This window comes from Amycolatopsis sp. cmx-11-12 (assembly GCF_046269425.1).
GTDB lineage: Bacteria > Actinomycetota > Actinomycetes > Mycobacteriales > Pseudonocardiaceae > Amycolatopsis.
On record NZ_JADNQM010000010.1, the window covers coordinates 132,884 to 158,336 of the forward strand.

The following is a 25,453-nucleotide window of genomic DNA, read 5'->3' on the forward strand; positions in this document are numbered from 1 at the left end:
GCGGCCGCCGTCAGCCCGGCGACAAGGGGTCCGGAAGATACGTGGTCTACCATAGACACTCCACAACTTGACTGTTGTAAAGTCCTGTATATCACTGAAGTTATCGGGAGCAAAAGATGCCGGATGGGCTCACCCATCGCTCTCCCACGTCCGCGCGCCTGACGATCGAGCCGTCGCAGCCGCTCGTCGACACCCCGCTGGACATCCGGCTGACCGGCTGCGGCCCCGCCGAAGACGTGGTCGTGCACTGCCGGACGGTCGACCAGTACGGACAGCGGTGGCAAGCGACCGCCGGCTTCCGCACCGGCGAGGACGGCGGGTTGTCCCTCGCCGAAGCCACCCCGACGACGGGCCCCTACGACGAGCCGGATCCGATGGGCCTGGTGTGGTCGATGGAGGCCGTCGGCAAACCGGACAAGTCGCTGCGCGACCGCCGTCCGCTTCCGCCGTCGTCCTTGGAGGTGACGGCCGAGACCGGCGACGGGCGGCCGCTGGCCACGGCGACCGTCGACCGGCTGCGCCTGCCCCCTGACGTCCAGCGCATCCCGGTACGCAGCAACGGCCTGGTCGGAACGCTGTTCTGGCCGCAGGAAGGCGGACCGTACCCCGGCGTGCTGTTGATCGGCGGCGCCGAGGGTGGCCTGCACGAACTGGATGCCGCGCTGCTGGCGGCACGGGGGTACGCGGTACTCGCCCTCGCCTACTTCGGGATGCGCGGGGTGCCGGCGGGCCTGGTGAACATCCCGCTCGAATACTTCGCGACGGCCATCTCGTTCCTGCGGGACAGGCGCCGGGTCCGGGGTGACCGGATCGGCGTGGTCGGCGGCTCGCGGGGCGGGGAGGCGGCCCTGCTGCTCGCCGCCACCTATCCCGACATCACGGCCGCGGTCAGCCTGGTCGGCTGCGGAGTGATCACCCAGGGCATCAGCCCCAAGCAGCACCTGCTCGACATCCTGTCCGACCAGGTGCCCGCGTGGACCTATCGCGGCAAGCCGTTGCCGTTCCTGCCCAACCGGATCCCGGCGGAACTGACCGACCAGGTCGCGGCGAAGGAGCCTGTCGAACTCGGGCTGGCCTTCTCTCCGAGCCTGACCGACCTGGACGCTCTGGCCGCCGCCGCGATCCCGGTCGAACGGATCCGCGGGGCGGTGCTGGCGATCACCGCGGGCGACGACCTCATGTGGCCGTGCACGGAGTTGAGCGAACTCGCCCTCCACCGGCTGACCGCGGCCGGTCACAGCGCCGCCCACGTCCACTTCCCCGACGCCGGTCACCTGATCGCGGGGCCGCCGTACGGGCCGACGACCGAGATCGTGACCGCCGGCCCCGGCGTGAAATTCCGCACCGGGGGTTCGGCGAAGGCCAATGCCGCCGCCCGGGTGGGGGCCTGGCACGCGCTGATCGAGTTCTTCGACGAACATCTGCGGTCCTGAATGACTCATCACCGGCTGATAACCGACGATCCACGACCATCGGTAACGCGATTCCAGGCTGCGTGTTGACTGGTGTGAACCCTGGGGAAAACCGGATGACCGGGAATGGTCGTGCGACGAATTCCGTGCCGACGGCTCACCTACTCGCGCCCTCGGCCGGGGCTGAGGAGTGAGGCGACCATGACGACGACCACGCCGAGCCACGTGCCGCTGAAAACGACCGACCTGCACGGCTCGGTCGCCGATCCCGTGCTGTCCGCCATGAACTTCCTCAACGAGGTGATGGACCGGTATCCGGACGCCATCTCCATGGCGCCCGGCGCACCCCATGAGGACTTCTTCGCCGACATCGACATCGACCGGTACGTCGGCGCCTTCTCCCGTCATCTGGAGCGCCGGGGGCTCGACGCCAAGGCCATCCGGCGGGTGCTCTACCAGTACGGTCCCAGCCGGGGCCAGATCAACGACATCATCGCCGAGGCACTGCGCAACGACGAGGACATCGACGTCGCGCCGGAGTCGCTCGTGATCACGGTCGGCGCGCAAGAGGCCATCTTCCTCACCTTGCGGGTCCTGCACCGCCACCCGGCCGACGCGGTCGCGGTCGTCGATCCCTGCTACCCCGGGGTGCTCGGCGCCGCGCGGCTGCTCGATCTCCCCGTCGTTCCCGTCGACGGGAACGACGACGGGCCCGATCTCGGCCGGCTCCGGCAGGTCTGCGACGCGTATCGGGCCGACGGCGGCCGGGTGCGCACGCTCTACGTGGCGCCTGACTTCGCCAACCCCGGCGGCGCACGCATTCCGTTGCGCGCCAGGCGAAAGCTGCTCGATGAGGCGCACAAACTCGACCTGATGATCATCGAGGACAACGCGTACGGCTTCACCGCCGCCGCGGACGACAAGCTGCCGTCGCTGAAGTCGTTGGACGACCGCGGCCGGGTCCTGCACGTCGGCACCTTCGCCAAGATCTGCCTGCCGGGAGCCAGAGTCGGCTACGTCGTCGCCGACCAGCCCGTGCACGACACCACCACGCACCCGCTGGCCGACGACATCGCGGCGGCCAAGAGCATGGTGACCGTCAACACCTCGCCGGTCAGCCAGGCGCTCATCGCGGGCATGCTGCTGGAGCACGGCGGCTCCCTCGCGTCGGTGTCGTCGGCGAAAGCCTCGCGGTACCGCCGAAATCTCACGGTGCTGCTGGACACCATGGACAAGCACCTCGACCGGTCGAACGGGATCTCCTGGAACCGGCCCAGCGGCGGCTTCTTCGTCAGGATGCGGCTGCCGGTCCCGGTCGACGACGAGTTGCTCGAACGCTGCGCGCGCGACCACGGCGTGCTCTGGACCCCGATGCGCCACTTCCACCTCGGCGACGGCGGTGACGACCAGCTGCGCCTGTCGTGCAGTTACCTGAGCACGGCTCAGATCGAAGCGGGCGTGCTCCGCCTGGCCAGGTTCCTCCGAGAAATCACGAATGAGCGGTGATCACCATGCGCTATCGACGTTTCGGCCGACTGGGCCATCAGGTGAGCGAGGTCGGCTACGGCATGTGGGGTATCGCGGGCGGTGAGGGCGGGTGGACCGGCGCGGACGACGACACCGGGATGCGGGCCCTGCAACGAGCGGTCGATCTCGGCTGTACCTTCTTCGACACGGCGTGGATTTACGGGCGTGGCCACAGCGAGCACCTGCTCGGCGAACTGCTCAAGGCCAACCCTGACCGCGAACTCCATGTGGCGACGAAGATCCCCCCGAAGGACCGGGCTTGGCCGTCGACACGTGACTCCCGTCTGCAAGACGTCTTCCCAGCCGACCACATCGTCGAGTACACACACAAAAGCCTTGCCTGCCTTGGTGTCGAGCGCATCGACCTGCTGCAATTCCATGTCTGGGAGGACTCCTGGGCTCAGGACAAGAGCTGGCAGCGCGCGGTCGGCGAACTGAAGGACCAGGGATTGGTCGGCGGCATCGGGATCAGCGTGAACCGGTGGGAGCCGTGGAACGTGCTCGACACCATCGACACCGGACTGATCGACGCGGTCCAGATCATCTACAACATCTTCGACCAGGCCCCCGAGGACGAGTTGCTGCCACGGTGCGCGGAACTGGACATCGCGGTGATCGCCAGGGTCCCGTTCGACGAGGGGACACTCACCGGCACCCTGACCGCCGAGTCGACCTGGCCGCCCGAAGACTGGCGCAGCAGCTACTTCGTGCCGGAGAACCTGATCCCGGCGGTCGCCAGGGCCGACCGGCTGCGCGAGATCGTCCCCGACGGCATGACGATGCCGGAACTGGCACTGAGGTTCATCCTCGCCAACCCGCACATCGCCACCGTGATCCCCGGTATGCGCTCGGTCCGGCACGTCGAGGCCAACCTCGCGGCGTCCGAAGGGGCACCGCTGCCGCGGGAGTTGACGGACCGGCTGAAGACGCACCGGTGGGACCGGGAGCCGACGGCCTGGTCCCAGTAGCACTGGGGGCGGCGGGACCCAGAACACCACTCACCCAAGTACATGAAGGCCCCCTTCCTTGCGCCTAGCGCAAGGAAGGGGGCCTTCATGTACTTGGGTGGACCACCAACCGCGTACCTATGCCCTCGCGTGCACCTTGACGGGTGCCTGTCCCTCCAGATCCCGCACCGCACGCAACGGGCTGAGCAGGATGAACAGCACCGCGGCGAGCGCGGTGACACCGGCGACGATGAGCCCCGACCGTGAGCCGAGCGTGCTGCCGAGCACACCCGCGAACACTCCCCCGAACGTCGCCATCCCCCACACCACGGACAACGCGGCCCCGTTGACCCTGCCGAGCATCTCGACCGGCACCAAGGTCTGGACCAAGGTCATCACGTGGATCTGGTAGATCGAGAAGGCGAATCCCAGCAGGAACTGCGAAACGGACAACGCGGCCCACGCCAGGCCCACACCGGACAGCGGCACCAACAGGATGGCCACGCTCACCAGCACGATGGACAGCGCCAGCGAACCGCTCACCGCGACGACCGCGGCGACCTTCTTGGCCAGCAGCCCACCGGCGATCATGCCGACGCCCGCGGCGGCGAACGCCACCCCGACCTCGGCCTGGGTCAGTGCCGCTTCCTGGTACGCGTACAACAGGACCAGCGGTGTCGCCACGCCGGTGGAGATGTTGACCAGCGTTGTCGACAGCATCAGGTTGCGCAGCCTGCCGTCGCCGAGAAGCGTGCGGAACCCGTCGCGCATTCCACTGAGCACGCTTTCACGCTCGGCTTCGGCCGTCTTCTCGCGCTCCGGTTCCCGGTGTTTGATCAGCATCACGCTGACCAGCGAGATCAGGAAGGACAGCGCATCGACCAGCACCGCGACCGCGTTGCCGAGCGCCTGCATCAGGCCGCCACCCGCCGCCGCGCCACCGACGGTGGCCATGGAGCGGCTGATCTGCAACTTCTGGTTGCCCTCCATGATCGCGTCCTTGTCGACGATGGATGGCAGGTATGCCTGGTAGGCGACCTCGAAGAACACGGTCATGACCGCGGTCAGGCCCGCGACGACGAACAGCTGGGTCATGCTGAGCACGTCCAGCCAGTACGCCAGCGGCACGGTGGCCAGCACGACCAGCCTGCCGAGGTCGGTGAGGATCAGCACCGTCCGCCGCGAGACCCGGTCGATCCAGACACCGGCGACCGGGCCCAGCAGCAGGAAGGGCAACGACCCGAGCAAAGCGAGCACGCCGACCTCGAACGCCCCTCGGTGCAGGTCGACGATGGCGATGGTCGGCAGCGCGATCCGGGAGATCCGGTCGCCGAAGTTACTGACTGTCTGCCCGAACCACAGCTTGTTGAAGTCCGAATGTCCGCGTAGCCGACTCTCTGCCATGGCAGTCTCCGCTCGGTTGTGGTTAGTCCCGGTTGAGCTTCCGCTCGACTTCAGCACTATCTATTGTGGACAGACGAGCACGCAGCAGCCGCTCGATGTGCTCGGCCTGGCCCGCGACCGTGGGATGGGTGAACAGGTCGGCCACCGGCACCGTCAGTCCGAAGGCGACCTCCAGCTGGAAGGCCAGTTTGGCGACGGTCAGCGAATGACCGCCGAGGGCGAACAGATCGTCGTCCGCCGTGACCGGGTGATGCCCGAGTTCCCGCCACACCTCGGCGATCTGCTCCTCGATCGCGCCGCTCGGCGGCCGGGTGCTCCGGCCGGTGGGACGTGCCTGGTCCGGCACCACGCTCGTGGTCGCGGTGATCCCGGCGATCGTGGGCAACTCACCCAGTGGCAGATCCGGCCGGTCGATCGCCGCCGCCAAACATGCCTCGAACGCGGCGGCCATACTGGAAACCGTTGCACGGTCGATGATCTGGTCGTCGTACGCCCAATGGACGGTCATCGCCGCACCGTCGCGCACGACCTTGACCTCCAGGTCGTTCTGCGACACCGCGAGGCCGAGATCGACCTCGGCCACCGCGAGCCCCGGCAGGGTCAGTGCCGAGGATTCCGCCTGCTCATAGGCGAAAACGACCTGGAGGAACGCCATCGGCCTGGCCAGCCTGCGTGCCAGCAAGGCATAGGGAAGCTCCTGGTGGTCGTATGCCTCGAGGACGGAGTCCCGTTCCCCGGCGAGCAGTCCGCGCACGGTGAGCCCGTCGTCGACGGAATGGCGCAGCACCAGCATGTTGAGCAGAAACCCGATCAGGGCCTGCGTTTCCGGACGGGTGCGGCCGTTCATCGGAGTACCGACGAGCACGTCCCGCTCACCGGTGGCGCGCCACAGGACCACCCGCAGGATCGCGAGCAGCAGCATGAACGGCGTGACGCGTTCGGCCTTGGCGAGCGCCAGCATCCCGGCGGACCGCTCCGCGGTCAAGGGAGTGACCAGGAACTCGCCCCGGGTGGTCCGCAACGGCGGCCGGGGCCGGGTTCCCGGCAGGGACAGCGGACGCGGCGGATCGGCCAGTTTGGCGTCCCAATAGGACACCAGAGCCTCCGTCCGCGCATCGGTGAGACAGTTTCGCTGCCATACGGCGAAGTCCGGGTACTGCACGGACAGTTCGGGCAGCGCGGCCGGAGTCCCGGTCACCTCGGCGACGTACAACTCGCCCAGCTCGGCGAGGAACACGGCGTCCGACGCGGCGTCGACGAGGAGATGGTGCCGGGCCACGAGCAGGAACGCGTCCTCGGCCGCCCTGCGGTACACCCTGGTGCGCAGGATCGGGCCCGTGCGTACGTCGAATCCCCTGGCCAACTCCTGACGCGCGTACTCGGCACACGCCTCGTCGTCGCGTCCGGCCACGTCGACGACCTCGAAGTCGACGAACGGGGGTGGATGGATCTCCTGCCTCGGTTCGCCGCCGACCATCGCGATGGTCGTGCGCAACGCTTCATGCCTGCCGATGAGGGCAGTGACCGCACGCCGCAACGCCTCCGTGTCGAGCGCGCCCGTGACGCGCAGGAACACTGGGGAGGACCCGACGACGGCCGGGCCGAGCAACTGTTCGAGCAGCCATATCTGTTCCTGGGCGTAGGACAGGGGCGCCAGTGCCTCGTCCGAAGGCCGCGGCCGGAGAGCCGGTGTTCCGGCCTCCGCCCGGTCCGCCCGCATCCGGTCGACAAGGAGCCTGCGCTCGGCCGACAGACGACCCATCTGCACCATCGTTCCTCAGCCCCTGACAAGTCCGGCGCGGATCCGTGGCGGTCATCCACGGATCTTCACTATAGTTATTGCGCCGGTTACTCTTGTCAAGGCACGATGGTATCCGAGGATCAGGCAGGAGACTGGTCCGCCGATTGCCGCAGTTGATCGATCCGGCGCCAGGCCTCGGCGGCGTGCCGGAAGCTGCCGAGCTGCTCACTGCGCAGCGCCGTCGCCCGCAGCAGCTCGACGGCCTCGTCGGCCCGGCCGAGCTGGGCGAGGGCGTCGCTGCGGCCGATGAGTGCCGCGACGAGGTCGAGCCCGGTCAGCGCGTTCTCCCCCTCGGTGACCGCGCCGAACAGCTCCGCGGCCGCCTCCGGGTTCCCCGACGCCAGCTCGTAGCGGGCGCGTTCCCTGGTCGCGGCCGTCTCCTCGAACGCCGTTCCGGTCAGCCGGGCCGTCAACTCGGTGACCTCGAGCCACTCCCGCGCCTGGCCCACGTCGCCCGCGTCGAGCAGGATCGACACCGTCGACCGGCTGAACCGCAACCAGTCGCTGGTGGACATCGCGGCATAGGACAGCGTCGAGCGGGCTCGCCCCAGGTGGTCGCGGGCGTGGTCGGCCTCGCCCATCTTGGCGTAGGCCATCCCCGCCGCCCAATGCGCGCGGCCGAGCACACCGGCGGTGGCGTCGGGACCCAGCGCGTCCGCGGTGGCGAGCATGTCGGCGAGCGCCGGCCGTGCCGTTTCGAACTCGCCCAGCTCACAGAGAACGGAGACGAGCACACCGAGCAGGCGGACGTGGTCGGTCCCACCGCGGACGTCGGCGGACTTTTCGAGCAAGGTCAGCGCGTCATAGCCCGCCACCCTGGCGTCCCAGAGCCTGCCCAGCTCGCGCAGGGTGGCCACCCGGTCGATGGCCAGTGACACCTGGATCGCGGCCGCGGCCCGCGCCTCCGGCAGCGCGGTCAGCTCGTCGAGCAGTTCGAGCCGCTCCGCCTGCATGCCCAGGGCGGCGAACACGCCGGACAGCTCGATCCCCAGTTCGAGATACTGTTCGCGATCACCTGCGGTGCGCAGCGCGGCACGGCGCTCTTCCAGCAGTTTCCTCGCCCGCGCGAAATCGCCCATCGCCACCAGCCTGCGTGCCTCGAACCGGTCGACGATCCGGCTGGGCCCCGGCTGCGCGGCGGCCGGGACGAGCCGATCCCATGACTCGTCGCCGAGCAGGTCGCCCGGCGTCGTGCCGAGCGCGCTGGCGAGGTGGACGACGACGTCGAGCGTCGGCATCCGCTCGCCGTTCTCCAGCAGCGACACATAGCTGGCGGCGACGACACCGCTCGCGATGTCCTTCTGCGAAAGCCCGCCGGCCGTCCGCCGTGCGCGCAGTCGCTTCCCGAACTCGGGCTGGTCGACCTTCATCGGATCCACACTCACTCTCAACGCGACGACTACACTTTAGTCACCATAGTGATGGTAACAGCAGAAAGATGCCGCGCTCAAAACGCCACAAACCATTTACTGTTGTGGACTGTGCTGCTAGTCTAGCCACTTGTCGCGGCACCCATGGTCGACTGTCGGAACATCAGTTCGTCCATTATGGACAGTTGCGGATGGCAGTGACTCCCCGCGTGCCGTGGTGCTGTTGGGTCGGGTTGTCGTGAGTGATCCGGGTCGTTCCAGCAACCCAAATCACTCACGACCCGCCCAGCAGAAGCGTGACTCAGGTGTAGAGCGCGGCCGCCATCCCAGAGGTGTCGCGAAAGCCACTTTCGCGACGTCTGATGTCCCGAAAGTGGCTTTCGCGACACGGCCACCAGGCAGTCGCGAGGAGACCTTCATGGACCGAACCTGCGATCAAAACGCACCCGGAATCCGGTCGGTACCCAAGACACCCATGGCCCTAGCAACCCAATCACTCAGCGCTTCCTTGCCCGCGCCGGAAGTACATGAAGTCCCCTTCACCTCACGGGAGACCTCGCGGCACTACCGCGCAGGCTTCGCCGCGAACCGCCCGGTCTTGGCCAGCACGTCCTCGTCGTAGATCCGCAAGGCCTGCGTGAGCGCGAACTCCGCGACATACTCACGGAACCGCTCGGCGGGTTCGGCCGCGAGCTGGAGCATGCGGCGATTCGCCACCGCCGCGGGAGTGTTCAGCCTTCGCGCACCCGCCTCGATCGCGGCGTCCATGTGCTGGGAATCCACGACTTCGTCGCAGAACAACCCGCCATCGGGTTCAGCGGCCCGGATCGTACGACCGCCGAGAACGAGCTGGCGGGGCAACCGCCCCCAGCCGGACCGCGCCAGCCGCAGGTTGGCCAGGCCGGGGACGATCCCCTCGTTCGCCGCGGGCAGGCTGAAGTAGGCCCCTTGTTCGGCGATGACGTGGTCGCACACGAGCAGCAGCTGTGCGCCACCACCGATGGCGAACGCGTCGACCGCGGCGATCCAGGGCTTCGCCAGTGCCGAACCTCGCCAGTCGTCCACAGCCAGTCCACGGGCGATCTTGTTGATCGGGCCGAGTTCGCGGCGGAGCAGGAAGTCCACAAAGGAGATTCGTCCGGCGTTGAGGTGTTTGAGGTTGATACCGGCGCTGAACACCCGCTTGCCCGCGTGGCGCGGATGCGACACCGGGCCACCACGCAGGACTCCGACACCGACCTCGTCGTCGAGCAGCACGAGGTCCACCGCTGTCTCCAGGTCCGCAGTGAACTCGTCGTCCTCGGCGTTGAGGGTCCGGTGGTTGCGAAACGTCACGTGCGCGGCGGCGTCCCGGCGCTCGATCTCGACCGTGCCCAGATCGAGCCTGCCGAGGCGCTGAAAGTCCGCCAGCAGCGCCCGCGCCCGCGGTGTGGGTTCGCGCATCACGTCGACGAGATGCTGCCCAGGGCCCGGCGCCGCAAGCACGGCTTGGAAGAAGATCGCCTGATCGATCTCCCTGCCTTCCTTACCCGCCTGGTCGCATCGGGCCTCGGCGGCCATCTGCCCTGGGGACGGCACGAGCCCGGGGCAGGCTTCGGCCACCGCGAACACCAGCTCCGACAGCCGCAGACCGGACGTCCGATGGCCGGTCACGGTGTCGTACACGGCTGTGGCGTGTGCCCGCAGGAACCGGGCACGTGCGGCACGGCAGGAATGGTGGACCCGGTCCGCTCGATCCTGATCCTGGCTTCCGCGCACGGATCTGGCCGGAAGACCGGCGAGCAGTCGTTCACCCGTGGCGACATGGTCCATGAGCGCCGCCAAGTCGGCGGCGAAGTCACCGGCGACGGCGGGCTCGTTCGAACCGGTCCACGGACGCACCGCGTCACCCCTTGCGCGCGTGTCGCAATGCGCGGTCACAGGCAGCCAGGTGAGCCCCGAGAGCGTCCTCGAAGCTCATCGTCGCGGCGTCGAGCAGCAGCCGTCTACGCACCTCGACGTCCACGCCCGCCTGGTCGCCGAACGCCGCCGATCTGGCCTTGACCGCCTCGGCCGCCGCGTCGCGATCATCCACGAGTTCGTCGACGAGGCCGACGTCGAACGCCCGCTGCGCGCTGAACGACTGCTCGAACAACACCAGAGCCCGGGACCGGGCGACCCCGAGCTGGTTGGCCAGCCGGTAGAACGACATCCCCGGCCACGAGCCGCCGGGGCCGACCGGCACCGTCAGGCGCAGATCGCGCACCCCGATCCGGTAGTCACAGGCGAGCAGCAGATCCAGTGCCGGGCCACCACAGTCGCCTGCCGCCACCGCGATCGACGCCGCACCCAGTCTCTCGAACCGCCGGACCGCCTGCTCCCACTTGCCGACCAGGTGAACGTTCACGTCGCCGGGCCATGGCATGCCGGTGCCGGGCTGTCCGGTGGCGCCGACACGGAGCACCGCGACCTGACCGGTACCGACGTCCTCGACGTCGGCGCAGAACCGGTTCATCGTCGCCACCAGTTCCGGCGACAACGACACGTCACTGTTCACTTCGAGCACGAGCCCGGTATCGGTCCCGAGTGTCACTCTCCACCGCCTCCGTACTCAATAGCGCACCAGGGCCGCTTCGATCGTCGATCCGGGGCCCATTGTCAAAAACACCCCGTGGTCCCCTTCGGCGACCACACCCTCGTCACACAGCCGTTCGTAGGAGAACAGGAAAGAACCGCTCGAAAGGTTGCCGAAATCCTCGAGGACGCCCGCGGTGTGCCGCACGTCGTGCCGGCTCAGCCCGAGGTTCACCATCATCGAGTCGACGACCTTCCTGCCGCCGGAATGGATGGTCCAGTGCCGGACGTCGCCGCGCCGCAGGCCGGTGCCGTCGAGCAGCCTGCCGACGATTCCTTCGGCGTTCGCGCCCACCACATAGGGAATATCCCGATCGAGGAAGAAACTGAGCTTGCCGTGCTCGTCGTCCCAGTCGAACCGCATCGCGTCGATGGCGTCGGGAATGAGGCAGCTGGCGAACTTCAGGATGGTGGGGCCGCGACCGGGGCCTTCCGGCTCGGCGACGAGGGCGACCGCCGCCGCCCCATCCCCGAACAGGCTGTTCACCACGGCGGTGCGCATGGTCCCGTCCATCACGTAGGCCGCCGAGCACGCCTCGATGCACACCATGACGGCCACCTGGCCCGGATGGGCGCGAGCCCATGAGGCGACAGCGCCCAGACCGTTCAGCCCGGCATTGCAGCCCATTCCCACGATGTCGATCCGGCCGCAGCCGTGCCAGAGACCGAGTTCACGGATCAGCAACGCGCTGAATCCTGGCGTGAGGAATCCGGTCGACGACACACAACACAGGTACTGCACCGCGTCCAGTGAGAGTTCGGCGTCTTTCAGGCAAGCCTGAAGCGCTCGAACACCCATGTCGATACCGGTTTTCCGGTGTTTCGCGAGCAGTTCGCCCTGGCTTTCCACTTGATTGGTGCCGTCCGGGTCCGTACCGGGCAGGGTCAGATACCGCCGTTTGATCGCGCTGTTGCGGAACACGGACCGGATCCGTTCGTCCTCGATCCGGTACAGGTCCAGCACTTCGTCCTGGGTGTAGGAGAACGCCGGAACGGCCGTGCCGACCCCGCGTATCCGCGGAGCCGTCCGCACCGCTGCGCCGTGACCGTCCACAACCACCTCTTGGTTCGTTGACGACTGGCTGTCACGAGCAAACGTAGGTTCGTCACAGTGATGAAGGGGTTACTCAACGCGTCGTTGAGCAGTGGATCATCGGCGATGACGATGTGCCCGGGATGGCGAACCACAACACTTTCCCTGTGGAATCACTGACATCTGACGCCCCTTCCCCCTTCGATACCGACTGGCCCTGGTAGTCGCCGAGCACCACAACGCCCTCGCCGACGCCGACCGGAAGGTGACCGCATTGATCAGCTCCCGAACTTCGCATGCCGCCGCCGTGCTGCCTGCGCAGCTGGAGACCTGGTTCGCCGAACAACTGGCCGGCACCACCGCGGCCTTCCACCCCCACAAGGCTTTCCGGTTGCGCGGTCGCATCGACACCGACCAGCTGACCGCCGCGATGACCCACGTCATGCGAAGACATGAGGCGCTGCGGCTGACGTTCGAGGACGTGGACGGAGTCCCGCTGCCGCGTCGGTGCGACCCGGCCGCTGATATCGCCGTGACGGACACCGGCGACCTCACCGACGAGCAACGGATGGCGCTGGCCCGCGCCGAGGTCGCCGATCCGTTCGACCTGCGGGGCGGTCCGCTGGTGCGGATCCGGTTGTACCGAACCGGTCCCGAGGACCATCTCATGGTCCTTGTCGCGCATTCGATGGTCTGTGACCTCGAATCCATCGACCTCGTGCTGGCCGAACTGCGTGCCGCCTACCTGTCTGTCCACAGTGGATTTGTCTGCCTGCCCTCGTCACCGCACCCGTCCTGGTCCACGACGGTAGCCGCGATCCAGGACTGGCTCGGGACCAGTGCGGCACTGGACTCGTTGTCGTACTGGCTGGCCCGGCTGGCCGGGGTGTCCGACCAGGTGACCTGGCCACGGACCCGGACCGGTGGCCAGGCGTTCACCCTTCGCGGCCCGCTCAGCACCGGCCTCGCCGCGGGAGTGGCCGAGCTGGCCGCACGGCACGGTACGACGTCGGAAACCGTGCTGCTCACCGCGCTGCGGGTACTGCTCAGCCGGTACACCGGCCAGCCGGACCTGCTCATCGCCACCCCGGCGACGACGCGCACCGACCGGACCGCCGGTGTCGTCGGTCAGCTGGGCAACCTCGTGGTGATGCGCACCGACCTCGAGGGAAACCCGAGCCTGAGCGAAGCGCTCGTGGCCGAGCATTCGACCGAGCGGGCCGGGCTGGCCGAGAACTTCCCGTTCGCACTGTTGGCCACCGCGCTGAAACCGAACACCAGCCCCGCCTTGGGCTCCATGGTCCAGGTCTGTTTCCGCGGTGAGCCCACGGCGTCGCCTTGCCCGGAGTGGGCGGGCCTGCACCTGGAGCACGTCGCGCTGGACCTGCCCACGACGATGTGCGATCTGTCGTTGACCGCGCGCACGCACGACGACGGCACGGTCCGGGAACTGGTCTGGGCGAGCGCCAACGGCGAGCTCGACGAGCGGACCGTGCATGACATCGCCGATCGGTTCGCGGCCCTGCTGCGGGACGCGGTCGAGAACCCGGACAAGCGAATCGCGGAACTGCGCGTGCTCTCGGCCGTCGACGAGAAGGCGATCGAACGGTTCGGCAGGCTGTCCCCGCTTTCCGCGCCCGAGCAGGGGAAGTGGAGCCTGGTCGAGTTGGTGCACCACTGGGTCCGGCGAAGCCCGGACGCGGTGGCGGTCCGCCACGGCACCGACGCATTGACCTACCGCGGGCTCGGCACGTTGAGCGGGCACATCGCGAGACGGATCACCGCATTGCGGCTGCCGCTGGAAACCCGTGTCGCCGTGTTGCTCAACCGCGGTATCGAGTTGCCCGCCGTGTTCCTCGCGGTGGTGCAGGCGGGCTGCGCGGTCGTACCGCTGGATCCCACGCATCCTCCCGACCGGCTGGCCTCTGTGCTGCGTGACTCTCACGCCGAAGTACTGATCACCGACGGAGTCGTGGACGGGCTGGTCATCGACGACGACCTCCAGGTGCTGCCGCTGGCCGCGCTGCGCACCGAAGTCGCCGGATCCGCGGGGCCCATGGCCTGGCCCGAGGTGTTGCTCGACAGTGCGGCGTACCAGCTGTACACGTCCGGCTCGACCGGGACACCCAAAGGCATCGCGGTGACGCACCGCGGACTGGCGAACTGTCTGCGGGCCACGCGCGAGCTGCTCGATTTCCGGCCTGGCCGGAGTCTGCTCGCGGTCACCACGATCTCCTTCGACATCGCCATGCTCGAACTGTTCCTCCCGCTGGTCTCCGGCGGGCAGACGGTGATCGCGGACTCGTCGGCCGTCCGGAACGGCGACGCGCTCAAGAACCTGATCGAGGACGTCCGGCCAGACTTCATGCAGGCGACGCCGATGACCTGGCAGATGCTCTTCCTGTGCGGCTGGGCGGGCGACCCGGACCTGGTCGCGCACGTGGGCGGCGACCTGGTCACGCCGGAGCTCGCCGCGCGGCTGACGGCCTGCACCAAGGCCATGTGGCACACCTACGGGCCGACCGAGGCGTCGATGTACATGGCCTGCGAGCCCGTCCCACCGGGGCCACAGCCACCGGTACTGCCGATCGGCAGGCCGATCGGCAGCGCGGGGGTGCTCATCGTCGACCCGTCACTGCGGCCGGTCCCGCCGGGAACCGTCGGCGAACTCTGCGTTCGCGGGGTGTGCCTGGCCCGCGGCTACCCCAGCATGCCCGGGTTCACTGCGACACGGTTCGTCCCGGACCCGCTCCGGCACGGCGAACGGATATACCGCACCGGTGATCTCGCCCTGCTGCGCCCGGACGGACGCATCGAATTGCGCGGGCGCAACGACCGTCAGATCAAGATCAGGGGACACCGGGCGGAGCCGGGCGAGGTGGAAACGCTTCTCGGCAGGCACCCCGGCGTGGCCATGGCCGCCGCGGTCGTCTTCGGGACCGGCTCGGACAGCTACCGGATCGTCGCTTACCTCCAGCCCGCCGACGAGGCGGACGAGTCCGTGGTCGACGACGTCAGGGAGTACGCGAGCCGCCTGCTGCCCGCTTTCCTGGTGCCGTCGTCCTATGTGGTGGTGAAGTCGATGCCCCGCAACCCGAACGGGAAGATCGACCGCGCCGTGCTCGCCCGGTCCGCCGCATGGCCTCCCGCGGCCGACCGCCGTCCTCGCCCGCGGGGCAAGGAGGAGGACTGGGTGGTCAACACCTGGTCGGCCGTGCTCGGCTCCGCCGAGGTGTCGGCGGAGAGCTTCTTCCGGCAGGGCGGTGACCTGGTGCGCGCGGCCAAAGTGGTGGTGCGGGCCCGGCAGGAGCTCGGCATCGACCTCGCGCTGAAGACGGTCGTGCGCTCGCCGTTCATCCCGGCGCTGGCCCAGCACATCCGTTGTGCCGAACTGCGTGGCCGGGCCTCCGGCGTCCAGGCCGGTGGTACCTGGCTGACCGAGTCCGCCGGCGACCTGGCGCCCCTGCTTCTCCTGGCCGGGCCGGATGACCGTCAGGACTACTCCGGCCTCGCGGCGGCGCTCGAGCCCGGCCGCGGGATGTGCCGTATCGATGTACTCGACGAGCACGGTCCGGTCACCCGGGACCAGCTGTCCGCGCTGCTCACCGCGGCCGGATCCGACTCGATCGCGCTCTGCGGGACCGACGGCGGCGGCCGGGCCGCCCTGCGCACCGCTCGCGCGCTGCACCAGGAAACCGGGTTGCTGCCGCCGGTGCTGCTTCTCGGCGGCGCACCACCGGACAGCGAAGCGGTCACCGGTTACCGAGGCTCGGTGTATTGGGTCGCCGATGTCCGTTCGGTCCGGACGGCCGGACGCGACCTCGGCCGCAGGCCGTCGGTGGTCGCCCTTCCCGGCGGCCCCACGGAGCTCTTGAGCGACGCGAACTGTGCCCGCGTCGCGGGAGTCCTCGCCGGCACGACCTGACGGAGGCGATGCCATGACCGACGACGTGTTGACCCGTTTCCTCACGCTCTCCCCCGCCGATCGCAGGAAGCTGCTGTCCGGCGACTCCGGTCAGGACGACTCGCGAGCAGGCCGGATCCCCGCGATCGACCGCGGAAAACTGCCTGCCCGCTTGCCCGCCTCACCCGGGCAGCAGGCGCAGTGGACGTTGTGGCGGATCGCTCCGGACAGCGTCACCTATCACGTGCCCGCCTGCTATGAGATCTCCGGCCCGTTGCAGCCGTCACTACTGACACAGGCCGTCAATGCCGTTGTGGCGCGGCACGAAGTCATGCGAACCACGTACGCGCAGGAAGGCACCAAGGTGGTGCAGGTGATCCACCGGCACCTGCCCGCGGACATCCGGATCGGCACGGCGGGCTCTCGCGACGAGGCCGTGGGACTCGCCGCCGCGGCCGCCCGCGAACCGTTCGACCTGGGCAAGGGTCCACTCGTCCGGGTCCGGCTGTGGCGGTTCGCGCCGCAGCGGCATCTGCTGCTGATCTTGTTGCACCACATCACCGTCGACGAGCGTTCGTCGCGGATCCTGGAACGCGAGCTGGCCGCCTACTACGGCGCCGCGGTGACCGAGCGGCCCGCGATCCTGCCGACGTTGCCGGTGCAGTACGCCGACTATGCCGTCTGGCAGCGATCCCTCGACTCCTCCGCCGATCTGGTTTACTGGAGTCAACAGCTGGCCGGGGCCACGGGTGTGCGGTTGCCACCGGACCGCCCCTGGCCCGCGGTGAGCACGCTGCCCGGCACCACCGTGCAGTTGCCCCTGCCCGGCGTACGGGAGGCGCTGGCCCACCTGTCGGCCCGGCTCGGCGGCACTCCCTTCACCGCGCTGGCCGCTGCGTTCGCCGTGTTCCTCGCCGGGGAGACCGGGCGGGACGACGTCTCGTTCGGCTGTCCCGTGGCTTCCAGGACCGACCGTGAAGTAGCCGATCTGATCGGCTACTTCATGAACTCGGTGGTGCTGCGGGTCCGTACCCCGCCGTCCGCGACGTTCGCCCAGCTGGCGGCCGAGACCCGGGAGGTGGTCGGCGGAGCGCTGCGCCATCAGGCCGCGCCCTTCCACGAAGTGGTCACCGCGGTCGGCGCCAAACCGGACGGGTTCCACAATCCCCTGTTCGGCACCATGCTCGTGTTCCTGTCCGGCGAGCAGACCGGCCACCACGCGGCGCTCGCGCCCGACCTGCCGATGCGGCCGGTGATCCTGCCGATGCCCAACGCGCACCAGTACGTCACCTTCACCGTCGTCGAGGAGCCGGAGGCCGCGACGCTGGTCGTCCACTACCCGAGCGATGCCTACACGACCGAAACCGTCGAGCGCTGGGCCGACCGGCTCGACAACGTCATCACCAGGATCGCGGCCGATTCCTCCGTGCTCGTCGCCGACTTGGCCCGGTCGCCGGAAACCCTTGAGCAGGCACCTCGATAACCATAGTATTGTTTACTGTAGTTATATCGCTCGACCAAGGTGTGCAGGGAAGGTCGCCATGCAGCAGGACGATGCACCACCAGACCAGGGCCGAGTCACCACGGTGCGGACCCTGGGGCAGTTCAGCGTCGCCATCAACGGCATCAGGATCGAGCGCTGGCGCGCGGGCCGGGCCCGCCAGCTGTTCCAGTGCCTGCTGACCGAGGCGGGAAAGCCGGTCTCCAAAGCCACCCTGATCGACGCGGTCTGGGGCGACTCGTCGGCACGCTCCCCCGACGTGTCGCTCAAGGTGGCCGTCTACAACCTGCGCAACCTCATCAACGACGCGCACCGCCTCGGCCACGGCACCGGCAGGCCCACGCTGTCGATCGACCTGCACCGCACCGGCTACTCGTTGACCACCAACGGGGCCATCGTCGACGTCACCGATTTCGAGCGGGCACTCGACGACGGCGCCCGTGCCGCGAAAGCGGGCCTCGACCAGCAGGCGAGCAGGCACTACCGCACCGCCGTCGACCTCTACACCGGCTCGTATCTCCCGGAGTGCCAGGACGTCTGGGCGATGATCCGCCGGGAACAACTGAAGGACCGCCTGCTCGGCGCGATCCAGGAGCTGACACTGCAAGCGCAGCGGGACGGCGACCGGACCGTCATACCCGAGCTGCACCAGCGAATGCTCCAGATCGACCCGTGTAGGGAAGAGAGCTACCGCGAGCTGATGCGCTGGCACGCCAGGGCGAACCAGCCCTCGCGGGTCATGCACTGGTATTCCACCTGTACCAACCAGTTGCGCACCCAGCTCGGCATCGAACCCGATCGCAGCACCAGGCAGCTGTACTACGACGCCGTTCGCGGCGACCTCGCCGCCAGGACCGGCGGAGCGGCCGACCGATGAGCGACGGCAACGGACGGCTCGTCGCCTTGTGGAGCGCGCCGCGGTCGAGGTCGACGGCGTTTCTGCGGATGATCGTCGAGCGCGGCGACTTCGAGGTACTGCACGAGCCCTTCTCCGGCCTGGCCGACTTCGGCCAGGCCACGGTGGCGGACACGACGGTGCGCACCGAACGGGACCTCATCGCCGCCATCCGGTCGTGCGCCGACCGTGGACCGGTGTTCTTCAAGGACACGACGGACTTCCACTACCCCGGGCTCCTGGCCGACCGCGAGTTCCTGAGCACGGCGACCCACACCTTTCTGATCAGGGACCCGGCCGAGGTGATCGCGTCGCATTACGCGCTGAACCCGGACGTGCGGCTGGAGGACATCGGATTCGGGAGGCTGAGCGAGATCTACGACGCCGTCCTCGACCAGACGGGCACGCCGCCGGTGCTGATCACCGCGGAGGATCTCGTGCGGCGGCCCGCGAACACCGTGCGGGCGTACTGCGCCGCTGTCGGCATCCCGTTCGTCCCGTCGGCACTGGAATGGCGGTCCGGCCTGATGGACGAGTGGCGCAGCGCCCAGCGCTGGCACGAATCCACCGGCCGTACCCACGGTTTCACCAGAACCGATTCATCCTATGTGGACACAGTGGCCGACAACCCGGTGCTCGCCGGGTTCCTGGACCACCACCGCCCGTTCTACGACAAACTCCGGCGACAAGCACTCGCTGTACCCGATTAGGCTGAAGGACGCTTTCCCCGCATGGCATGCGACGAAAGCGTCCTTCACCGAATCTAGAGAGCCCTCAGCCGCCGAGCTCGCGGCGCATGATGAGCCGGCTGCCGGTCTTGGGCTCGCGGTACATCGAGAATCCGGCCTTGGTGAACAAGTCGATGGTGCCGGAGGCGAGCAACGCTTTCTTGCTGGGGTTGGCACTGGCGACGGGATAGCCCTCGACGACGGTCGCGCCCTGCGCGCGAGCGTGCTTCACGGCCGCGTCGAGCAGACCGCCCGCCACCCCGGCGCCCCGGCACTCCGGTTTGACGTACACGCACACCACCGACCACACGCCCGCGTCGTCCGGATCTTCCGGTTCCAGCCCCTTGGTACGGAACACGCGCTTGTACGTGGTGCGTGGCGCGACCGAACACCAGCCGACGGGCTTGCCGTCCTGGTACATCAGCAGGCCCGCCTGGTCGCCGGAGCGCACCACACCCTCGAGCACGGCCCGGTTGTCCGCCGGGGTCTTGCCGTTGGCCTCCTGGTTGGTCAGCCGCCAGAAAGTGCACCAGCAGCCCGCGCTGCCGCCCCGGGGACCGAACACCTCCGTCACATCGTCCCAGCACTCGGAGTCAACGGACCGGGTCCGCATCGCCATCGTCACTCTTCTCTCTCGTACCTTCGAAACCTCGCGGGCCATCAGCCCGCGACGGACTGCTCGCCTGCCGACAACCGGTTCAACGCCGCCGTGACCTGGTCGGCCGAGTACTCCTCGAGTTCGTCGTCGAACAACCGGTCCACCAGAGCCGCCTGACTCGCGACAGTGTGGTGGACGAAGAACTCGGCCGCCGGGATGACGAGCCCGAACAACTCTTCCACCCGGACGGCGAGCGCCGTCACGACCAGGGAGCTGCCGCCGAGGTCGAACATGCTGACCTCGGCCGGCGGCCGGTGGATGCCCAGCAGATCCCCCCAGATGTCGCTGATCTTCTGCTCTGTCACGGTGAGTTCACGCTCATCCGGTCCGGCGGAGTGGGTGTCGGCGGGCACGGTCCTGGCGAGCGCCTGCCGGTCGACCTTGCCGCTGGGGGTGAGGGGGAATCGGTCCACGAACGCGAACCGGGCCGGGATCATGTACTCGGGCAGGGTCCGGGTCAGCCGGTCGCGCAGTTCGCCCACCGTCATCCGGGCACCGTTCGCCGGGACGCAATAGGCGACCAGCCGGGCTTCATGCCCTGCCGACTCCGGCCCGTCCTGCAGGACGACCGCGGCGTCGGCGATCTCCGCCACCCCACAGATCTGTGCTTCCACCTCACCGGTCTCCACCCGGTGGCCGCGGATCTTGACCTGGTCGTCGGCCCTGCCGATGATGTCCATCCGCCCGTCCGGCCGTTTGCGGCCGATGTCGCCGGTCAGATACACCCGCCCGCCGAAGGCGTCGAGTTCGGGGAACCGTTCAGCGGTCAGCCCCCGCCTGCCGAGGTAGCCCCGGGCGAGGCTGCTTCCGGACACGCAGATCTGGCCGGGGACGCCCACCGGCAACGGCCTGAGCCGGGCGTCGAGCACGTCGATCACCGACCCGGTCCTGGCGAGGCCGATGCTCGGGGTCGCGGGCCACGTGGCCGGGTCCGGGTCGAGCAGTTCGGCGCTGGCCGGATGGGCCTCGGTGGGCCCGTACTGGTTTTCCAGCCTCGCCCCGGTCCGGGTGAAGAACTCGCGGACGGCCGGGGTGACCCGGAGTTGCTCGCCCGCCGTGACGACCTCTCGCAGTCGAGTGGGAAAGCGGCCGATCCGCACGGCCGTCTCGGCGAGCATCCTCAGTGCGACGAAGGGAAGGAACAACCGGTGGATGCCCTGCGTGTCGAGGTACTCGACCAGCTGCCGGGGATCGCGCCGCGTCTCCTCGTCGATCAGCACGACCGTGCCACCGGTCGCCCAGGTGGAGAAGACCTCCTGGAAGGAGACGTCGAAGCTGGCCGGGGAGAACTGCAGGGTGTTCCAGCCGGGTCCGGCCTCCGACCGACGTGATTGCCAGTCGAGCATCGTGGCCACCGAGCCATGTGGCATCGCGACGCCTTTCGGGCGTCCTGTCGAGCCGGACGTGTAGATGACGTACGCGAGGTCTTCCGCGCTCACCGCCGGTGATCCGGCGCGTTCGGCGGTCCGCTGAACCGTCTCGTCCAGGCCGATCACGAGGCAGTGGGACGGGACGGTCAGCTCACCGGCGCGATCGGCATCCTGGATCAGCACGTCCGCCCCGCTGTCGCTGAGCATGAAGTTCACCCGGTCGACGGGATACGTCACATCGAGTGGGAGGTAACCCGCGCCTTGGCGCAGCACGGCGAGCATCGCCACCAGCTGGTTCGGGGACCGCCGACAATGCAGCGCCACCAGCCGTGCTCCCGCCAACCGCTCCCCCAGCGCGTCCGCCGCCTGCCGCAACTCGTCGTAGGTCAACTGGCCGCCCGGCCACCGCATGGCCACGTCATCCGGCCGCTGCTGGGCGGTGTTCGCGAAAAGCTCCGGCGCGAAGCCACCGTCGGCACTCACCTCGGCGGGGTCGGGCGCGGTCTCGCCGATGTCCAGATCACCGACGCATACGTCCGGCCGGGCGATCGCGTCAGTCAGCAGGGCACCGAGGGTCACGGCGATCCGGGCGGCCGTGTCCGGCTCGTAGAGTTCGGTGACGTACTCGAGCCTGCCCTGGTAGCCGCCTCCGTCTGCCGTCAGGGTGACAGCCAGATCCGTCCCCTGCCAGCCGGTCGTGGTCTCGACGATTTCGGTGTCGGCGTCCCCCAGCCGCGGCGCGGTCGTCTGCTCGTCCTCGATCCGCACCAGCACCCGGAACGACGGCGACCGGCCGAAGTCTGCTTCGGTCGTCGAGCCGATGGCGTGCTCCAGATCGGTGACCTGATGCGCGGCGGCACGCCGGGTGAGCGTGGCGAACGACGCCTCCGGGTCGATCCGCTGCGCGAGAACGACCGTCTGCGTCAGATTCCCCACGACGAGGTGCGCGTCGGCGCCGAGCCGACCGGAGACGACCGCGCCCACCGCGACCTCGCTGGCCTCCCCCGCCTGTGGGCCGACCCTGGCCAGCAGGACGCGGACGGCGGTGGCGAGCACGGCGAGCGGCGTGGTGGAGAACGCCGTGGCGTGCCGTCGAAGCGCCGTCGTCACCTCCGCCGGGACCTCGAAGCGGTGCACGGCGCCGGATCGAGACACCGGATCGCTGGTCCGGTCGTACGGCCAGGTGCCCGCGACCGGGAGGTGGGCCAGCCGCTCTTCCCAGTACTGCGAGTGGGTCGTCGGGGGAAGGGGTGCCGGGGCAGGCGCGGGCCGCACGTCGCCGTCGGTGTAGGCACGCTGGAGATCGGCACACAGAATCCGGGCCGAGTGCGCGTCCAGGACAGCCGGGTGCGCGGCGATCGCGAGCAGCCACTCGCTCCGGCCGGTATCGAACATCGCACAACGCGCCAGTGGACCGTCGTTCTCGTCGATGGGCTGCCGCAGGAACGCCGACACCGCGGCCGGCTCGTCGCCGGGGGCGGACTGGATCACCTCGGGCCGAATACCGGTGGCACGCAACACCGGGTGGCGGCCGATCGCGGCGGCCGCCGCCTCGCCCAGCTTCTCGACGTCAAGCGACCCGCTGACCCGCAGGACCACCGTGGAGTTGGCCGTGGCGACAGCGTCCGGTCGCTCTTCGACGGGACGGACAGGCGCGGCAACGTCCTCTTCGGACAGAGTCGCCTCGTGCATGATCCGTGCGACGTCGTTCACGAACGGCGGGCGCAGGACTCCATAGTGGTCAGTGTGGACTTCGGTCACCGTGAGCCCGCCGGCGACCCGGTGGCGCCACGAGTCCTCCGGGTCCGGGCCGTCCCAGACCGTGGCGCGGATCAAGCTGACGGCGTGGTCGTACGGGCCCGGCTGGTAGTCGTCCAACGCCAAGGCCGCGTTGCGGTACGTGCGGTAGCGGTTCTCCAGATCGTCCGGGGCCAGTCCGAGGGCGAACCCACGGGCCGCCATCTGGGCCTCGGCCACCGTCAGCGCCACGATCGCCGAGTGCTGCCAGATCGCCGCGTCGAAGTCGAACTCCGACGGGTCTCGTCCGGCCGACCTGATCAGGTCGTGCACGAAGAACTCCACGAACTGGGCATCGGTCCGGGTCTGGCCGTCGTGGATCGGTGGTTTGGTGGCGGAGTCGATCAGCACGACCGGCGGCGGCTGGACGGTCCGTGCCAGCTGGAGGGCCATCTCGTAGGCCAGCACGCCGCCCATCGACCAGCCCGCCAGCACGCCGGGCCGCATCCCGGAGGCGGTGAGCAAGCCGAGGTAGTGGCTCGCGAGTTCCGGCACGGTCGGTGATCCGGCGCCGGTGAGCAGCCGATCGGCGGCCACCGCCACGCAAGGCGCGCCGCTGGGCAGTTGTTTGACCAGGTCCACGTAGCAGAGGACCTGGCCGCCGACCGGGTGAAGGAGCACGACCGGGTCGCCGGTCCCCGGCCGCAACCGCACGATCGGGCTGTTCTCCCCCTGGCGCTCCCGGTCGGTCAGCAGCAACGACAGCAGCCGCTGTTTGCGGTCGGACAGTGCGGTCACCCTGGACTGGTCGAAGGGTTCATTCGGCATCGGTGACCACTCCCCACAAGAGTTACACTAGTAACCGGCAGCTGTTACCGTAGTGGAGTGGCAGCACTGACTCAAGTGACCAGGAGCGTGGGATGAGCGAACTGCACCAGCGCCTGACACACCTTCCGCCGTCGGAGCGCGGGAAACTGCTCGCCCTGCTGCGCGAGGACCGGGACGGCGCACGGCAGACCCCGCTACGCGCCCGCGGCTCCGGGATCGAAGCCCCACTGTCGTCCGCACAGCGCACCCTGTGGTTCCTCGACCGGCTCACCTCCGGCACAAACGCCTACAACCTGGTGCACTACTACCGGATCACGGGCGATCTGAACGTCGAGGCACTACGCGAGGCCTTGCGGGCACTGGTCCGCCGCCAGCAGATCCTGAGGACCTGCCTGCGGGAGAACGCGGACGGGCCGATCCAGATCGTGGTGCCCGAGGTGCCGGTGGAACTCGCCGTCGTCGACCACACCGGCGGTCTCGACGACTGCCTCGATCGCGCGCGGCGCGAGGTGGCGACCGACCGGATCCCCCTGGATCGCGCGCCGTTGTGGCGGACCGGACTCTATCGCTGCGGAGCCGACGAGCACCTGTTCGTCTTCGCGATCCATCACGCCGTCTTCGACGGGGCCTCGGAACGGATCTTCTGCGCCGAATTGGCCGAGCTGTACCGAGCACAGCTGACCAAGACCCGCCCGATGCTGCCGGAGCTGACCGTGCAGTACTCCGACTTCGCCCACTGGCAGCAGGAACGCCTCGCCGAGGACGAGATCCGCAGGCTCACCGACCTGTGGCGCGAAGAACTCGACGGTGTGCCCGAACTCCGGCTGCCACACGACCGGCCACGGCCCGCGGAGTTCAGCTATCGCGGCCAGTCCATGACAGGCCCCTTGCCCGCCGATGTGCCCGACGCCGTCGACAAGCTGGCGAAGTCGTTGTCCACCACGACGTTCGTCGTGTATCTGGCCGCGTTCTGGGTGTTGCTGCACCAGTACACCGGTCAGCGCGACCTCGTCGTCGGCACGTCGGTCTCCGGCCGCGGCCGGGCCCAGCTGGCCGGCTTGCTCGGCTTCTTCATCAACATCGTCCCCTTGCGCGGCCACCTGGCCGACGACGCCGGATTCCGGGACACCGTCCAGCAGGCCGAGACGAAGCTGCGGACGGCCGTCGCCAACTCCGACCTGCCATTCGAGCGCGTCGTGCACGCCGTCGCACCGGAACGCCGCATGGACAGTTCGCCCCTGTTCCAGGTGACTTTCGCGACCGCGCCGGGCATCGTCGCCCCCGAACTGGCCGGCACGAAGGTCGAGCAGCTGTTCCTCGACCACGGCAGCGCCCAGTTCGACATGGCCTGGGCCGTCGTCCAAAGTGGACAGCCGGTGACCGTCGTCCAGTTCAACGACGACATCTTCGTCCCGGCGACGATCACCGCGATGATCGAGCACTACGGGCGCCTTGTCGGCTGGCTGGTCGAGCACCCGGACAGTCCGCTGCACGAGGCCCCGGCGCCGGGCTGAGTGTCAGGGCGCGGGCCGGGTCTCTCACTGTGTGGATTTTGGTGCGCTGGATGACCCGAAATCCACACGGCCCCGCGCGAGGAGTCCCGGTGACCATCGGATCAGGAGGGGTGTGTGGAAATAGGGACATTGAGTGTCCCTATTTCCACACACCCCCTCACCCGACGCCACCTTTGCCTGTCTTTGAAGGCCTTGCTGCGGATGTCCCGAC

Annotated in this window: 16 protein-coding genes; 8 read left to right on the top strand and 8 right to left on the bottom strand. The window is 68.8% G+C overall.

What is annotated here, in order from left to right; all coding sequences use genetic code 11:
• Positions 1–116: 116 nt before the first annotated feature.
• The 3 genes from ACLARN_RS16370 to ACLARN_RS16380 all read left to right on the top strand — a co-directional run bounded on the left by ACLARN_RS16370 (position 117) and on the right by ACLARN_RS16380 (position 3,907).
• A complete protein-coding gene (locus ACLARN_RS16370; RefSeq protein WP_409492255.1) occupies positions 117–1,433 on the top strand; it encodes an acyl-CoA thioester hydrolase/BAAT C-terminal domain-containing protein in 1,317 nt (438 codons plus the stop codon).
• 180 nt (positions 1,434–1,613) lie between these two features.
• Complete coding sequence (locus ACLARN_RS16375) at positions 1,614–2,918, top strand: PLP-dependent aminotransferase family protein (protein ID WP_409492256.1); 1,305 nt, start codon at positions 1,614–1,616, stop codon at positions 2,916–2,918.
• 5 nt (positions 2,919–2,923) lie between these two features.
• Positions 2,924–3,907: an aldo/keto reductase gene (locus ACLARN_RS16380; RefSeq protein ID WP_409492257.1), complete on the top strand. Its 984-nt coding sequence runs from the start codon at positions 2,924–2,926 to the stop codon at positions 3,905–3,907.
• A gap of 117 nt (positions 3,908–4,024) precedes the next feature.
• Here ACLARN_RS16380 and ACLARN_RS16385 read toward each other — a convergent pair whose 3' ends face one another.
• From ACLARN_RS16385 to dpgA, 6 genes are all read right to left on the bottom strand, one after another.
• A complete protein-coding gene (locus tag ACLARN_RS16385) occupies positions 4,025–5,290 on the bottom strand; it encodes an MFS transporter (RefSeq protein WP_409492258.1) in 1,266 nt (421 codons plus the stop codon).
• A 22-nt stretch (positions 5,291–5,312) separates the two neighbouring features.
• The gene (locus tag ACLARN_RS16390; RefSeq protein WP_409492259.1) at positions 5,313–7,052 is read right to left on the bottom strand and encodes a condensation domain-containing protein; all 1,740 of its coding nucleotides are present in this window, start codon (positions 7,050–7,052) and stop codon (positions 5,313–5,315) included.
• 119 nt (positions 7,053–7,171) lie between these two features.
• Positions 7,172–8,461 carry a helix-turn-helix domain-containing protein gene (locus ACLARN_RS16395; RefSeq protein ID WP_409492260.1) on the bottom strand — a complete coding sequence of 430 codons (1,290 nt, stop codon included), beginning with the start codon at positions 8,459–8,461 and terminating at the stop codon, positions 7,172–7,174.
• Positions 8,462–9,025: 564 nt separating this feature from the next.
• A complete protein-coding gene (gene dpgC, locus ACLARN_RS16400; protein WP_409492261.1) occupies positions 9,026–10,342 on the bottom strand; it encodes a (3,5-dihydroxyphenyl)acetyl-CoA 1,2-dioxygenase DpgC in 1,317 nt (438 codons plus the stop codon).
• A gap of 4 nt (positions 10,343–10,346) precedes the next feature.
• Complete coding sequence (dpgB, locus tag ACLARN_RS16405; RefSeq protein WP_409492262.1) at positions 10,347–11,033, bottom strand: enoyl-CoA-hydratase DpgB; 687 nt, start codon at positions 11,031–11,033, stop codon at positions 10,347–10,349.
• Between the two features lie 18 nt (positions 11,034–11,051).
• Positions 11,052–12,107: a 3,5-dihydroxyphenylacetyl-CoA synthase DpgA gene (gene dpgA, locus ACLARN_RS16410; RefSeq protein WP_409492263.1), complete on the bottom strand. Its 1,056-nt coding sequence runs from the start codon at positions 12,105–12,107 to the stop codon at positions 11,052–11,054.
• A 274-nt stretch (positions 12,108–12,381) separates the two neighbouring features.
• Here dpgA and ACLARN_RS16415 point away from each other — a divergent pair, with 274 nt between their 5' ends.
• From ACLARN_RS16415 to ACLARN_RS16430, 4 genes are read left to right on the top strand one after another with little or no spacing between them, the layout of a single operon-like run.
• Entirely contained in the window at positions 12,382–16,032 is a 3,651-nt protein-coding gene (locus tag ACLARN_RS16415) for a non-ribosomal peptide synthetase (protein WP_409492264.1), read from the top strand.
• Positions 16,033–16,045: 13 nt separating this feature from the next.
• The gene (locus ACLARN_RS16420) at positions 16,046–17,494 is read left to right on the top strand and encodes a condensation domain-containing protein (protein ID WP_409492265.1); all 1,449 of its coding nucleotides are present in this window, start codon (positions 16,046–16,048) and stop codon (positions 17,492–17,494) included.
• 58 nt (positions 17,495–17,552) lie between these two features.
• Positions 17,553–18,389 (top strand): BTAD domain-containing putative transcriptional regulator, encoded by an 837-nt coding sequence (locus ACLARN_RS16425; RefSeq protein ID WP_409492266.1) that lies wholly within the window; start codon positions 17,553–17,555, stop codon positions 18,387–18,389.
• A complete protein-coding gene (locus ACLARN_RS16430) occupies positions 18,386–19,117 on the top strand; it encodes a sulfotransferase family protein (protein WP_409492267.1) in 732 nt (243 codons plus the stop codon). The genes ACLARN_RS16425 and ACLARN_RS16430 overlap by 4 nt, the downstream gene beginning before the upstream one ends.
• A 64-nt stretch (positions 19,118–19,181) precedes the next feature.
• Here ACLARN_RS16430 and ACLARN_RS16435 read toward each other — a convergent pair whose 3' ends face one another.
• Positions 19,182–19,700 (bottom strand): N-acetyltransferase family protein, encoded by a 519-nt coding sequence (locus tag ACLARN_RS16435; RefSeq protein ID WP_409492268.1) that lies wholly within the window; start codon positions 19,698–19,700, stop codon positions 19,182–19,184.
• Between the two features lie 95 nt (positions 19,701–19,795).
• A complete protein-coding gene (locus tag ACLARN_RS16440; protein WP_409492269.1) occupies positions 19,796–23,728 on the bottom strand; it encodes an amino acid adenylation domain-containing protein in 3,933 nt (1,310 codons plus the stop codon).
• A 92-nt stretch (positions 23,729–23,820) separates the two neighbouring features.
• Here ACLARN_RS16440 and ACLARN_RS16445 point away from each other — a divergent pair, with 92 nt between their 5' ends.
• Positions 23,821–25,242 (top strand): condensation domain-containing protein, encoded by a 1,422-nt coding sequence (locus ACLARN_RS16445; protein ID WP_409492270.1) that lies wholly within the window; start codon positions 23,821–23,823, stop codon positions 25,240–25,242.
• Positions 25,243–25,453 lie beyond the last annotated feature (211 nt).